Source organism: Pontibacterium sinense, assembly GCF_015209595.1.
Classification (GTDB): Bacteria; Pseudomonadota; Gammaproteobacteria; order Pseudomonadales; family Balneatricaceae; genus Pontibacterium; species Pontibacterium sinense.
In genome coordinates this window covers 37,795-52,587 of sequence record NZ_JADEYS010000003.1, presented here as the reverse complement: position 1 = coordinate 52,587, position 14,793 = coordinate 37,795, and the positions used below count along the sequence as shown (strand labels likewise).

General features: G+C 50.2%; 11 protein-coding genes. 1 reads left to right on the top strand and 10 read right to left on the bottom strand.

Annotation, left to right across the window (positions count from 1 at the left end; genetic code table 11):
- Positions 1-20: 20 nt before the first annotated feature.
- The 10 genes from fliJ to IOQ59_RS03805 form a co-directional block, all read right to left on the bottom strand.
- On the bottom strand, positions 21-464 hold the full coding sequence (gene fliJ / locus IOQ59_RS03850) for a flagellar export protein FliJ (RefSeq protein ID WP_193951945.1): 444 nt from the start codon (positions 462-464) through the stop codon (positions 21-23).
- Positions 465-1,832, bottom strand: coding sequence for a flagellar protein export ATPase FliI (gene fliI, locus IOQ59_RS03845; RefSeq protein ID WP_193951944.1), 1,368 nt, complete (start codon positions 1,830-1,832; stop codon positions 465-467).
- On the bottom strand, positions 1,832-2,638 hold the full coding sequence (locus IOQ59_RS03840) for a FliH/SctL family protein (protein ID WP_193951943.1): 807 nt from the start codon (positions 2,636-2,638) through the stop codon (positions 1,832-1,834). Before IOQ59_RS03840 ends, fliI begins: the two co-directional genes overlap by 1 nt.
- On the bottom strand, positions 2,638-3,654 hold the full coding sequence (gene fliG, locus IOQ59_RS03835) for a flagellar motor switch protein FliG (protein WP_193951942.1): 1,017 nt from the start codon (positions 3,652-3,654) through the stop codon (positions 2,638-2,640). Before fliG ends, IOQ59_RS03840 begins: the two co-directional genes overlap by 1 nt.
- Positions 3,647-5,332, bottom strand: a complete 1,686-nt coding sequence (gene fliF, locus IOQ59_RS03830; protein ID WP_228050674.1) for a flagellar basal-body MS-ring/collar protein FliF — start codon at positions 5,330-5,332, stop codon at positions 3,647-3,649. Before fliF ends, fliG begins: the two co-directional genes overlap by 8 nt.
- A 28-nt stretch (positions 5,333-5,360) precedes the next feature.
- The gene (gene fliE / locus IOQ59_RS03825; RefSeq protein ID WP_193951941.1) at positions 5,361-5,714 is read right to left on the bottom strand and encodes a flagellar hook-basal body complex protein FliE; all 354 of its coding nucleotides are present in this window, start codon (positions 5,712-5,714) and stop codon (positions 5,361-5,363) included.
- Between the two features lie 185 nt (positions 5,715-5,899).
- A complete protein-coding gene (locus IOQ59_RS03820) occupies positions 5,900-6,529 on the bottom strand; it encodes a 3'-5' exonuclease (protein ID WP_193951940.1) in 630 nt (209 codons plus the stop codon).
- Between the two features lie 3 nt (positions 6,530-6,532).
- Complete coding sequence (locus IOQ59_RS03815; protein WP_193951939.1) at positions 6,533-8,365, bottom strand: putative nucleotidyltransferase substrate binding domain-containing protein; 1,833 nt, start codon at positions 8,363-8,365, stop codon at positions 6,533-6,535.
- Positions 8,366-8,446: 81 nt separating this feature from the next.
- Positions 8,447-10,255, bottom strand: coding sequence for a sodium:solute symporter family protein (locus IOQ59_RS03810; RefSeq protein WP_193951938.1), 1,809 nt, complete (start codon positions 10,253-10,255; stop codon positions 8,447-8,449).
- A 36-nt stretch (positions 10,256-10,291) separates the two neighbouring features.
- Positions 10,292-10,552 carry a DUF4212 domain-containing protein gene (locus tag IOQ59_RS03805; protein ID WP_193951937.1) on the bottom strand — a complete coding sequence of 87 codons (261 nt, stop codon included), beginning with the start codon at positions 10,550-10,552 and terminating at the stop codon, positions 10,292-10,294.
- A gap of 275 nt (positions 10,553-10,827) precedes the next feature.
- On the opposite strand from IOQ59_RS03805, the gene IOQ59_RS03800 reads away from it, so the two are divergent.
- The gene (locus IOQ59_RS03800; protein ID WP_193951936.1) at positions 10,828-14,766 is read left to right on the top strand and encodes a hybrid sensor histidine kinase/response regulator; all 3,939 of its coding nucleotides are present in this window, start codon (positions 10,828-10,830) and stop codon (positions 14,764-14,766) included.
- Positions 14,767-14,793 lie beyond the last annotated feature (27 nt).

Genomic DNA, 14,793 nt, shown 5'->3' with positions numbered 1-14,793 from the left:
CCAGCAAAAAGGAGGCCAACTTAGATAAAGTTTGATTTGATCATTTGTGCACGCTCGTCAAGCTGCTGCTGTAACTTCTTATCTTCGAGCTTCCGCTCCTGATCCTGCGCCTTATCTACCAGCTTATCCATTGCGACAACCTGGCCGTAACATTGAGTCCAGTGACGTTCAACAGCAGACAGCTCGTTTTCATTCATACGCAGTGCGTTCTTTTGCTGGTTTAACGCCGTCGCTATCTTACGGATAAAGGACTGATAGACCTCAAGCTTCGAGATACCAAATCCCTGACGCCCCGCGTCTTCATATTGACGCTGATAATCGGCAAGAAAGGCTTCCAGCTGTACAATTTGCTGCTTATCCTTTTCCACACGTGCCCGACTGGCTGCCAGCAACTGATCTGCCTGTTTTTTCTTGCGCTCGGCAAGATCAAGCACCACTCTCAAGCGCTGAGATCGCTTTGCCATTTACTGCACCACAGCTGACGTTGGATTTGCATTCGCATTTGGCATCGGTGTTAATACCATTGAAAGTTGCTGAATACAGGGCTGCAGCGGCATAGGGTCAGACATCGACTGACGCAACAGCTCGTTCATAACGGGCATTCGCTCCATTGCAAAATCCGTATCAGGATCACTGCCCCTCACATAAGCACCAACAGAGATCAGATCTTCGTTCTGCCGATACTTTGAATATAGCTGCTTAAAGCGCAGTGCGGTCTTTAGATGATCAGGATGGATAATCTGCGGCATCGCTCGACTGATCGATGCCTCGATATCAATCGCCGGATAATGCCCCTGTTCAGCGAGATGTCGGGACAATACAACATGCCCATCAAGAATCGCACGCGCGGAATCCGCAACGGGATCCTGCTGATCATCACCTTCCGTCAGGACTGTATAGAAAGCAGTAATTGAACCTTCCCCGGGCAAACCGTTGCCTGCCCGTTCGACCAGCTTGGGAATTTTGGCAAAGACCGACGGTGGATAACCTTTCGTCGCGGGCGGCTCCCCCACAGCCAGAGCAATCTCTCGCTGTGCCTGGGCGTAGCGAGTTAGAGAATCCATCAGCAATAAAACGTTTTTACCCTGATCTCGAAAATGCTCAGCAATACGCGTTGTTAACTGAGCAGCCCGCAAACGCATCAAAGGGGAATCGTCCGCAGGTGAAGCAACAACAACCGAACGTTTCAATCCTTCGGTGCCCAAGCTGTGCTCGATGAACTCTTTCACTTCTCGACCACGCTCACCGATCAGGCCCACAACGACGATTTCGGCTTCGGTAAAACGCGTCATCATACCTAATAGGACCGACTTACCCACACCACTGCCGGCAAACAAGCCAAGACGCTGACCACGCCCCACGGTTAGCAAGGAGTTGATGGCCCGAATACCCACATCCAAGGTATCTTTGATCGGATCACGAGATAATGGGTTGATAATATCTCCCGCTAGCGACACCTCATCGACGTCTCTAAGCTCACCGAGAGAGTCGATGGGATTGCCAATACCGTTGATCACCCGCCCCAGTAACGCATCCCCAACTGGTACCTGACCTGAATCGGCCAACGGGTAAACCTTAGCCCCCTGTTTCAGACCCTCGATGGGATAAAGCGGCATCAAATATAAGCGATCGCCAGAAAAACCAACGACTTCAGCTTCAACCGCACTCTTATCATTCAACACGATACGACAACAGTCACCCACAGCTGCCTGAACCCCAACAGCTTCCAGCGTCAGGCCGATCATTCGGGTAATACGTCCTTCGATAATAGGAGACTGTCGCTTGAGCGTCACATCCGCACAGCGAGATAAACGGGACAGAAGGTCAGCCATCAGGCCTCCGGATTCTGTTGGGTCAATGAAGCAAAAAGCTGTTCAGAGAGCAGCTGAAACTGCTGTTGAATATCAGATTCGATCAAACTATCACTGGTGTGCAATCGGAAGCTGCCGGGAGAAATAGAACCATCTGCAGTAACAGATACAGGAAAAGACAGGCGACCCGCAATAGGCTCCACATGCGGTAAGTCGGCGGGTGAAACCTCGATCGTTAACGCACCGCCGCCCTGTGGCAGCTGCTGAAGCGCATCACGAATCGAATTTTGTATAATTTCAGGGCGCGTGTTTAACTCAACATCGATGACTGCACGGGATAACTTAACCACTAAACCCGAGATTAAGGACTCCAATGTTTGTCCCTGCTGCGCCAATGGCTGGTGCAGTGCCTGTACCATTTCAGCCAGATTGGCGACCGCCTGATCAATTTCAGCCTGCCCCTGGGTCAGCGCATCCTGATAGCCTTGCTCTTTCCCTTCGAGCAAGCCTTTTTCTAAACCTTCAGGATATCCCTGCTCTCGCCCTTCAACCAATCCTTGCAATAGACCCTCTTGATGCGCAGCCTTACGGATGGATTCAGCTTCAGATACGGTAACAACGTCTTTAGGGGCTTTTTCACGCTGAAGGGCTAAACCAACATCACGCAGATCAGCTTCAGGTAAAGCGGGCTTTTTCTTTGGCTGGCTTTTCGTTTCAAGTGCCACAAGATGATCACCAGACACTTCCGGCAACGTCCAAGGCGTTAACGCCACCGCATCGGTAGAGCGGATTCGTACATCACCCTCTGATCCGCTTTTATTACTCATCAGATCATCTCATCGCCGCCACCGCCCAGAAGGATCTCACCTTCATCAGCCAAACGGCGAGCAGTAGATAGTACGTCACGTTGCGCTTCTTCCACTTCACTAACGCGCACAGGTCCTTTCGCTTCGAGATCATCCCGCAGCAGTTCTGCGGCTCGTTTAGACATATTGCGAAATATTTTTTCCTGCAGAGCCGTATCAGCCCCCTTGAGCGCCAGAACCAATACATCGGTGGAGACTTCACGCAATATTGCCTGAATACCTCGGTCTTCCACGTCGATAAGATTCTCAAAGACGAACATCATGTCCGAAATCTTATTCGCCATAATCTCGTCGGCTTCCTTAATACCATCCATCACCTCAGCTTCAATATTGCTGTCGATGAAGTTCATGATACTCGCGGCAGACTCCACACCACCCAGATTGGAAACTGTATTGGTTCCTCCTCCACCGGTAAGCTGACGTTCCAAAATGTCGTTTAACTCCTGCAACGCAACCGGCTGGATGCTATCCAGGGAAGCAACACGCATGACAATATCGAGACGGACTTTTTCGTCAAAAAACGAAAGCACAGCCGCGGCAACGTCAGGCTCAAGGTAGGAAATAATAACGGCCTGAATCTGAGGGTGCTCATAATGGATAATTTCGGCGATTTGCCGTGGTTCCATCCAGCGCAGTGTATCCAAACCAGAGGTATTCTTGCTAATCAATATCCGATCAAGCAGCGTTTTAGCCTTTTCCTCGCCCAACGCTTCGTTCAGCATCGCACGGATATAGGCATCGTTGTTGATACCGATGCCGGTCTGATCGCCCAGCAAGCCCAGGAAATCCGTCACTACAGATTCCACTTTGCTTTGGGGTATGTTGTCGAGCGCCGCCATTGCCTGACCAATGCTCTGAACCTGCTTCGGACCTAAGTGCTTCAGGATTTCCGCCGCATCAGATTCCCCCAGACTGATCAGCAAAATCGCCGCCTTATCCAGGTTTGTCAGCTCACCATCTAGGGTTTCATCACTCATCTTCCGCGATCCACTGTCTTACCGCCTGCGCTACTTTTGCAGGATCTTCCGCCACCATACTGCGAATAGCATTAACCTGATAATCAAAGCTTTCATTCGGAGTTGGGAGCAACTCATCATCAGCACCAAACGTCACCTGATCTGCCGCCATACCTGCAGCATCCAACCCTTCCAGCTCAGCTGCGACATCACCTGCCGCGCCTAGACCAGCCACACTACTTGCCGATCCGGTATCCGCAAGATTACGCAATATCGGTCGCAAAATACCAAATACCAGCACCAAGACAAACAGTGCGGCCAGCACCTGCTTAACAATTTCCCACACCCAACCTTGCTGCCAGATCGGTGTCTCTTCCGTATCCATCTTCTGTGCGGCAACAAATGGCGAGTTAATCACATTGACACTATCACCACGGCGGGCAGAGAACCCGACGGCATCCTGCACCAGCAAACGTAAGCGTTCCAGTTCATTTTCTGTCCACGGTGTGCGATTCGGCGCGCCAGTCGCCGGATCGATACCGGACAGATCATCAACCACCACCGCAACACTCAAACGGCGTACCCGCCCCTGCTGATGACGGGTATAGCTGATGGAGCGATCCAATTCATAATTTCGCGTTGCCTGATCCCGACTGCTCCCAGGCTGTTTCGTTTCAGGTGTTGGCTGCCCGATAACACCCGCTCCCCGAGCCTCTTCAGGTACTGCGGTCGGACCAGGTGGCTGATTAGATAACGCACCGGGAATCCCCATCGCTGCCAACGAACCCACACGGCTTTCTTTGTTTGTCTGCTCACTACGTAAGGCAGGCAAATCAGGGTTATAGATTTCGTCGGTTTGCTCAACAGCCGTAAAATCGATATCCGCAGATACTTCCGCCCGAAAACGCTCAGAACCAACAACCGGCATCAAAATGCTGTTGACGCGGTTTAGCAGACGCTCTTCAATTTTCTGAGTATATTCGAGCTGTTTGGCGGCCAGAACAGCCTCTGTGTCAACATCTCGGCTATTCAACAGGCGGCCGCGCTGATCAACAACCGTGACATCCTCAAACCTCAGTTCAGGAATACTGGACGCGACCAAATTCGCAATTGCCGCCACCTGATCACGCTCTAGTTTTCGACCAGCAAACAGCTCGACAAATACCGATGCGGAGGGCTTCCGTTCGTCACGGATAAACACGGAGTCTTTGGGGATAGCGAGGTGCACACGGGCATTACGCACAGAGATCATACTGGCAATCGTTCGAGCCAACTCCCCTTCCAAGCCTCGTCGGTAGCGGGTTGTTTCCATAAATTGGCTACTACCGATGCCCTGATCTTTATCTAATAGCTCAAAGCCAACGGTTTTATCCGCAGTAAATCCTTCCGCAGCCAACTTCAGACGAGCCTGATGCACACTCTCTTGTGGCACTAGAATAGCTCGACCTTCAGAATCAAACTTGTAGGGCACATTGTATAAACGCAGCTGTTCGATCACCTGGTTCGCATCTGCGTAACCCAGATTACTAAATAGCACGCGATAGTCCGGTGACTGAGACCACAATACCACTGCAAAGCCGATAGCAATCGTCGCCGCGAGTCCTACCATCAGACCAATCTGACGGAAGATACTCAGGCGATTAAAGCCAAGTACTGTACTACCTTTATCCATTCCGCTTGCAGTTATACCTTCAGCCATAACTTACTTGCACCCACAAGATGCCAGATCAGATCGGCATCTTCATAATATCTTCATATGCGCTCACCAACCGGTTACGCACCTGAGTCATCGCCTGAAACGACACCGACGCTTTCTGCGCCTCAATCATTACTTGAGGAAGATCCACGGTAGGATCCCCCTTTTCATACGCCGTCGCCAGTTTTTTGGCGGTTCCCTGCACTTCGTTAACGCTGTCCACTGCATGCTTCAGCAGATCACCAAAGCCTGTACGGTCTGTCTTTAGTTCCGCCTGATTTGGCGCAATAGGTGCAGCAGCGGTAATACCCGCGCCACCCTGAGCCTGTGACTGGATCGCCCGCATCTGCATCAGCACATTGTTGATATCAGCTCGATCGACCATTCCTCACTCCGCACTTCGGCAATTTATTGACATTATAGGTAACAGACAGGGGCCTTCAACGTATAACGCCAAAATTACGACAAAAATTTGGCATGAACAACCGTTTAAAGCACCTTTACAGAATATAAATGCAAAAAGCGGACCAATGGCCCGCTTTAAAATTGACGTTGCTGCGTATAGAGAGTTTAACAGTTTACGGCGGGCGGCTCACCGTGTTTCAGGCGAACATACATCAGCGCAACGGTAATCGCATCACCTAACGCCGTATGACGCTCAAGCATTGGTATATCAAGTGACTTAGATATCGTATCAAATCGCAGGTCCACATTCCCGCCAACAAATCGCCACTTTATGATGTCATGATAAACATGGGACAGCTCAACCGCCTTATTAGGCAAACTAAAACCGTATTTCGGGCGAATGAATTTATCTAACATACGAATATCGTAGTTAACGTAATAGCCTAAAATTGGGCGATTACCGACAAACTCCAGCACCTGCTCCAACGCATCTTCCAGCTCAATCCCTTCACTCAAATCACTGGCGCGAATTTTGTGAATTTTGATCGAATCACCAGTCAGCGATTCAGGCGCTTTCAGCTTAATATCCAGACGATCACTGGTCATCACACGGTTGCCTTTAATCTTAACCGCGCCAATTGACAGTATTTCGCCCTGCTTTACATCCAAACTGGTGGTCTCGCAATCCAGCGAAACCACTTCATCACCTTCATAGGATTCGAAGAGGTGGGCATACGGCCCGCCCTTATGATCGTAACGTTCTTTTATTCTTCTTATCGTTCTTGGGATAATCATCGTTTAGCTCCCAAGGTGGTAGCGTAGGGTCAAATGTTTCTTAAATCCTTTTACGATATGCAAGGCATCACGCAAGAGGTCTCGTTCCATTTTATCCAAACAGGCCAGCTCAATGATATTAGGCGTTTGGTCTACGCCACTATCAGACTGATCCATACGCTTAATCTGCTGACGCAAACGCAGCTGAATAAACAAGCTCAGCGCTTCGGTCATTTCACGACCGTGTTTATCCTGCATCTCGCCCAACTCAACCAGCGCTTCTATGCGTTTAAACGTGTTAGTCGCTTTTACCTTATGCTCAAGCGCTAGCGTGCGAACACCATGTACGATAGGGAAAATCCCACCCTTTTTAATATCCAACTGTCCCTTCTCTTTGAGATTCCCAAAGAAGGTCAAAGGCGTATCAAACTCGATGGTCGCTCGCGCAAAATGGGAGAAAAAGACATCGTTATTGCGAAGATAACGCATAAACCAGTTACGGCTCGCCTTGAAGATCGCAGGGTTACCCGCCACCGGCTTGGCATCCACCGCTATCGCCAAATTCATCAGTGCTTCGCCATCGCACTTCTCGGCCCAATCACCCAGCATCTGTGTCCAGTCGCCCAGAGATTTCACCCATTCAGGGTTGGACACCATGATATTACCCGGGCAAGGCGGGAAACCGAATTCAATAAGCGTCTTGCTGAATTCATTCAGCCTGTCCTGCATCTCCGGCCACACCAGACCATCACGATGGATAATCGCATTATCCTGATCAGTCTTCATGATCTGCTCGCCGCGCCCCTCTGACCCCATCACTACCAGGCATACGTGTGGCTGCATATCAGCAGGAATCATAATATCGAACAGCTTAGCCATAATACGGCCATTCATAGCAGCCAACAGATCCATCGCAAAGCGCGTTTTCACACCGTGCGAAACCAATGCCTTAATAAGATCATCCAGGCCTTCCGCAGCCTCATGCAGATCTTCGATCGTCTGGGCACGCTCAATACGTAAACCGATCACATGCGAATGACTGGAGAAATAGCTCAATACATCGGTCAGCTCAACAATCCCTTCAAGCTGATCCCCCTTCATAACAACGACACGCTCAATATGTTGCTGCGTCATGATAATCAGGGCATTAAACATATAATCTTCGGGTTCAATCGTAATCAGCCGGTAGCTCGCCACATCAGCGATATCACCATCCAGAGAAATACGATTGACCACGATTGCATCCAATAGATCGGTCCCCGTCACAATACCGTAACGACTCCCTCTTTTTATCAACATGCAATCCGCTTTCTTTTCCCGCATTAAACGGGTTGCCTCATCAATACTCGTACCTTCCAATATGATCAGCGGTTCACGAATAACCCCACTAGACACTTTGGCGAGCATAAACTCAGCCATATCCTGATCGCCGCCATGCTGAGCAACAATTTCAGATTTCGCCGAGAGGTTTTGCTGAAAATAATCTGCAAAAAGGCTGTTTGAAGACATCAGATCCAAAAGGATCTTGGTGGGCAGGATATGACAGATCGTTTCTTCTTCAGCAATAAAGTTATGAATTGCTTTACCGCGAATAGCCGACCAAGCACCAAAGTAATCTTCATTGGTGTAATGCACAAATACATGATGCTGCTGATCAGACTGACCTTCTTCCACCGCCTCGCTTTCACTCACGCGGCCTTTCAGAATGATAAACACCCCTTCCGGCTCTGTACCCGCGGCTAACAGCACCTCACCTTTTTGATAGTACCCGATATCCAGATTCTGGCGCAGCAGGTTACTCTCACGCTCGTCCAGCAGGTTGAACGGCATGTTATCCATATTAAAAGATGAAGGCATATCCATTTTCTCCCAACATATAAATGAAAAAGGCACACCAACTCGCGCTGGTGTGCCTTAAGAAGTAACTAACTCAAGCGATTAGTGATCGTGAGCAACACCAGCACCGCGAGGGATACGCAGGTCTTCTACGATACGCTGCATTTCCTCTGAAGGAGGAGGAGTCATCTGTGCAACAACTAAAGCAACGATGAAGTGCAGAATCATACCAACAGTACCGAAACCACCTGGGGAGATACCCATGAAGTAGTCAGCAGAGTTACCGCCACCGAATACGAAGTACCACATGTAGCCAACAGTAGATACCAGACCTACCAGCATACCTGCGATCGCACCCTGAGTATTCATGCGCTTGTAGAAGATACCCAGCATCAGAGTTGGGAATACGGACGCACATGCGATACCGAATGCCAACGCCACTACCTGAGCCACGAAGCCAGGAGGGTTGATACCGAAGTAACCCGCAATACAGATTGCTACCACCGCAGCCAGACGAGCGTACATCAATTCCTGTTTATCAGAGATATTCGGGTTGATGGTCTTCTTCATCAAGTCATGCGAGATTGCAGTGGAGATTACCAACAGCAGACCTGCTGCAGTGGACAGTGCTGCCGCAACCGCACCCGCTGCTACCAGAGCAATTACCCAACCTGGAAGCTGAGCGATCTCTGGGTTAGCCAGTACCATGATGTCACGGTCTACGTATACTTCGTTTGCGAACGGCTGTTTAGCAGCATCGAAAGAAGCATCTGTTTTAGCGTTGGAAGTCATGCGCTGACCGTGTTCACCACGCTCATCGATGAATGCAGGCTTACCTTTCTTCGCATCGAACGCAGCACCAGCAGCGTACTGTACAATGCCGTCGCCGTTACGGTCATTCCATGCCAGCAGACCCGCATTTTCCCAGTTTTTAAACCAAGAAGGCATTTCAGCGTAAGCAGTACCCGTGTTCTGTGGACCGTTTACTTCCTGGATCAGGTTTACACGACCGAAACCAGCAACACCTGGTACCGCAGTGTACAGCAGTGCGATGAAGATCAGTGCGTAACCACCAGTAGTACGCGCATCTTTTACGCGAGGTACAGTGAAGAAACGTACGATTACGTGAGGCAGACCAGCAGTACCACACATCAGTGCGACTGTCAGGAAGAAGATATCAATCGTTGATTTCTTACCTGAGGTGTACTGGGAGAAGCCCAAATCAACAGAGAGTTGGTCCAACGTCGCCAATACAGACTGACCGCTTTCCAGAGTCGCACCCAGACCGAACTGAGGCAGGAAGTGACCAGTAATCTGCGCAGACAGGAAGAATGCTGGAACGGTGAACGCCAGGATCAGTACGCAGTACTGTGCAACCTGTGTATAGGTAATACCTTTCATACCACCCAGTACAGCGTAGAAGAATACGATTGCCATACCGACGATTACACCGGTGTTGATGTCAACGTGCAGGTAACGGGAGAATACGATACCAACGCCACGCATCTGACCAGCTACGTAAGTGAAAGAGATTACGATAGTACAAACAACGGCGATGATACGCGCAGTGCTTGAACCGTAACGGTCACCTACAAAGTCTGGCACAGTGAACTTACCAAACTTACGCAGGTAAGGTGCCAGCAGCAGTGCCAACAGTACGTAACCACCAGTCCAACCCATCAGGTAGGCAGAACCATCACGGCCGACGAAGGAGATCAAACCAGCCAGGGAGATAAAGGAAGCTGCAGACATCCAGTCAGCTGCAGTTGCCATGCCGTTAGCGATTGGTGGTACACCACCGCCTGCTACGTAGAACTCTTTGGTAGATCCTGCACGCGCCCAAATCGCAATACCGATATAAAGCGCAAACGAACCACCGATAAAGAGGTAAGTAAGTAAATCGAGACTCATAACAATGCCGTCCTTACTAGATTATTTTTATTGTTGTTATTCGTGAACGTCATACTTTTCGTCAAGCTTGTTCATAGATGCAACATACATCCAGATCAAGACAACGAAGACGAAGATTGATCCCTGCTGACCGAACCAGAAGCCTAGTGGGAATCCAAAGAACTGGATCGCATCAAGCTGTTCGACAAACAGGATTCCGCAGCCATAGGAGGCTACGAACCACACCGCAAGATAGGTGTATATTATGCGCAAGTTTTCTTTCCAGTACGCTTGCGCCTGTTCAGGGCTGATAGACATTGCACCATCCTTATTTTTTTTATGAATAGGTGAAACTAAAGACAGAGTAGAGATTATCAGAGCACTGCCCCAATCAAAGCCCGACTTTAGTCTGATCGTAGTACTTGATTTATATAGCAAAATTTCAGACACGCCCCGTAATTCAAGGGCTACAGCGATTTCAAAAAAGACCTTTGAGTTCAAAGTTCTATACAAAGGTATAAGGCAGGATTTGGGTTCCTTTACAGAAAGAGTAAACTAGAACTTTCAAATTCATATCAAGGAGCGGGCACATCATGTTGTCAGGCTGGACAGTTATCATGATCTCGCTGGCGTATGTCGGACTGCTGTTCGCCATCGCCTATTACGGAGACAAGGCCACCACCCCAAACCGTATCGGCAAGCAGATCGTTTACGCCCTATCTCTTGCGGTGTACTGCTCCTCATGGACCTTTTACGGTGCAGTTGGACGGGCATCAACCAATGGCTGGGAATTTCTCGCCACCTATTTAGGCCCAATCCTTGTATTTATGCTTGGCTGGCAGGTCATTGAAAAGATCGTTCTGGTCAGCAAACAACAGAACATCACCTCAATCTCTGATTTCATCTCTTCCCGCTACGGGAAAAGCCAGCTATTAGCGGTTTTGGTCACCGTGATTGCGGTACTAGGCACCATTCCTTATATCGCAATGCAGCTCAAAGCCGTTGCGATCAGCTTTAGTGCGATCACCGCCGGCAGCGAAACCTCTCTGGGTAAAGGCAGCGATACAGCCCTTTTTGTCGCGATGCTGATGGCAGTATTTGCCATCCTGTTTGGTACCCGGCATATAGATGCAACAGAACACCATGATGGCCTGGTATTAGCCGTCGCGTTCGAATCCATCATTAAGCTCACCGCGTTCATTGCAGTCGGCATCTTTGTCACATATGAGATCTTTGACGGCCCGGCGCCGTTGATTGCCAGCATCAGCCACCAGCTGGCACAAAATCAGAACTTTCACTCTATTCTGCAAGACAGCTTCTTAGTCGAGACGGTATTGGCCTGTGCAGCCGTCATCTGCCTACCCCGTCAGTTTCAGGTCACCATTGTCGAAACCAGCGACATCCAAAACCTGAAACTTGCGCGCTGGCTGTTTCCCCTTTATATGGCACTGCTGGCCATATTTGTACTACCCATCTCAACGGCTGGCCTTTCCTACTTCGACGAATACAGCGCGGTTGATGCTGACACCTTCGTCTTGATGCTACCATTAGCCGAGGGCCACTTTAATCTCGCCACCTTCGCATTCATTGGCGGACTGTCTGCTGCCACCAGCATGGTTATCGTTGCATCGATTGCGCTTTCAACCATGGTCTGTAACGACATCGTCATGCCGTTACTGTTTCGCATATCCTGGCTAAATCTATCCCAAAGCAAAGATCTTGGTGCACTGCTGTTAAAAGTCCGTCGTGTCACGATTATGTGCCTGATGCTACTGGCTTACTTTTATTACCGAATCCTCGGTGATCAGGGATCATTAGCCTCTTTTGGCCTGCTGGCCTTTGTTGCCGTTATCCAGTTCCTGCCCGCAATTATTGGCGGCTTATACTGGAAAACCGGGTCTCGCAACGGTGTTTTTATAGGCATGTCCGCAGGCTTCCTGTTGTGGCTCTACACGCTGGTAATCCCTACGCTGATGGAAGGCGGATTAATTGGCGACAGCTTCCTTGCCAATGGACTTCTTTCTGTGAGCTGGCTCAAGCCCACAGCCCTGTTTGGCATGACAGACCTAGACCCTTTAACCCACGGCGTGCTCTGGAGCTTATCGATCAATATCATGCTCTACATCGCCGTATCCCGATATAGCTCGCGGCGTTTGGTGGACAGGATTCAGGCCAGCGCTTTTGTCGATATCTACAACAAGGATCTGCCGGAAACTTCGCGTCACTATGAACATGTCACCGTCGGCGATCTACAGATGCTGACCGAGCGTTTCTTGGGCATCAGCCGTACACAGCACTCATTTACAGGCTTTGCCCTGCAACGGGGGGAGGAACCCCCACTGTCCGGCGATAAAGCCACCCCGGAACTGATTCAGTTCACTGAACGCTTATTAGCCGGGGTGATTGGTGCCTCCTCCGCACGTATCGTACTTGCATCCATTCTGCAGGGCCGTGATATGCAGATCGGCGATGTAGTTACTATCGTAGATGAAGCCTCTCAGGCGCTGCGTTTTAACCGCTCATTGCTGCAATCAACCATTGAAAACATCAGTCTGGGTATCAGTGTTGTGGACCAGCAGATGCGCCTGGTGGCCTGGAACCGCCCCTACGTGGAGATGTTTGATTATCCGGAAGGTTTGATCTGTGTCGGGCGCCCGATTGAGGAAGTCTTCCGCCACAACGCCATCAAAGGTGAATACGGCCCAGGTGATATAGAAACCCAGGTTAAGAAACGATTAGAAGTGCTTCGTTCCAGCCAACCTCATAGCTATGAACGTTTCCGCCCGGACGGCACGGTACTGGACGTACGTGGCAATCCCATGCCCAATGGCGGTTATGTGAATACCTACATGGATATCACTGACCACAAACAGATCGAGGAAGCCCTGCGTGAAAGCGAGCAGAACATTCGCATCTATACCGACAACGTACCGGTACTGATCGCCTACCTGGACCCGAACCGTCGCTACCTGTTCGTCAACAAAGCCTATGCATCCACCTTTGATCTGGATCGTCACAATATCTCCGGCCAACCCTGCTACAAAGTACTGCCGGAAGACGAATATGAACTGCGCACTCCGTATATTCGTGAAGCGTTAACAGGACAACGACAGCGCTTTGAAACCCTTCTGCCCACCAAAGACGGTAGCATCCGCTACGCCGAAGTAACCTATATTCCACACATCGGCGAATACGGCGACGTACTGGGTTATTTCACCCTGTATCAGGATATTACTGAACGACGACTGGCTGAGCAGGCCCTACAGGAAACCAACGAAACACTGGAACAACGCGTCAGAGAACGGACACATGCGCTTTCGGTAGTGAACAAAGAGCTGCGTAAAGAAAACACTATCCGCGCACTGATGGAGGATGAACTACGTCAGGCTAAATCCGATGCGGAAGCTGCCGATCTGGGCAAAACCCGATTCCTCGCTGCAGCCAGCCACGATCTGCTGCAGCCACTTAATGCGGCACGCCTGTTCTCTTCTGCATTGGCACAAAAAAGTCACAGCGACGAAACCCGGCAGCTTGTGGATAATCTGGACGGCTCACTGAAAGCGGCCGAAGAACTGATCACCGCGATTCTGGACATATCCAAACTCGATGCGGGCGCGCTGGAACCCTCTATCACCGATTTCTGCGTTAGCGACCTATTCAGCACGTTGTCGGTCGAGTTCACCGCCATGGCCTTGGATAAATCCCTCAAATTCCGCTGCCACCCCTGCAAACTGGTTGTCCGCTCAGATCAACAGATGCTGCGCCGTATATTGCAAAACTTCCTGTCTAACGCAATTCGCTACACCCAAAATGGCGGCATTCTATTGGGTTGCCGTAAACGCGGAAATAAACTGAGATTCGAGGTATGGGATACCGGCGTAGGCATTCCACAGAATAAACTCAAAGAGGTGTTTGAGGAGTTTCGGCGCATCGACAACCCTAAACACTCCCAGGTTCAAGGGCTTGGATTGGGGCTCGCCATCACTGAACGCATCGCCCGTATGCTGGAACACCGTCTGCGTGTACGCTCCTGGCCAACCAAGGGCACCGTATTCAGCGTCGAAGTTCCGCTGGGCGTCGCTGAGAATGCCGTCAAACAGAAACCGGAAAACCGTGGTTGGATACGCAGCAAGGGGCTTAATGGTGTACGCGTACTGGTGATCGATAACGAACCAAAAATACTGGAAGGGATGAGCGCACTTCTGGGTGGCTGGTCCTGTGAGGTTGCCGTGGCCATTTCAGGCAATGAAGCGATCGCCCGTATTCAGGAGGAACATTTTGAACCTGACATTATTTTGGCGGATTATCACCTGTCCGAAACCGATACTGGGGTCAATGCACTCAAAGAGATACAGATACTCACCGATCGCGATATACCTGCCATCGTCATCACCGCCGACCGAACGGAAGAGGTTAAAATCGAAATTGCCGAAGCGGGTGCCCAGCTCCTGACAAAACCGATCCGACCGGCAGCACTGCGCGCCATTATCAACAAACTCATCGCTAACGCCCGCGCACTAGCAACGGAATAAAAGCAGACACAAAAAAAGGTGCCATCA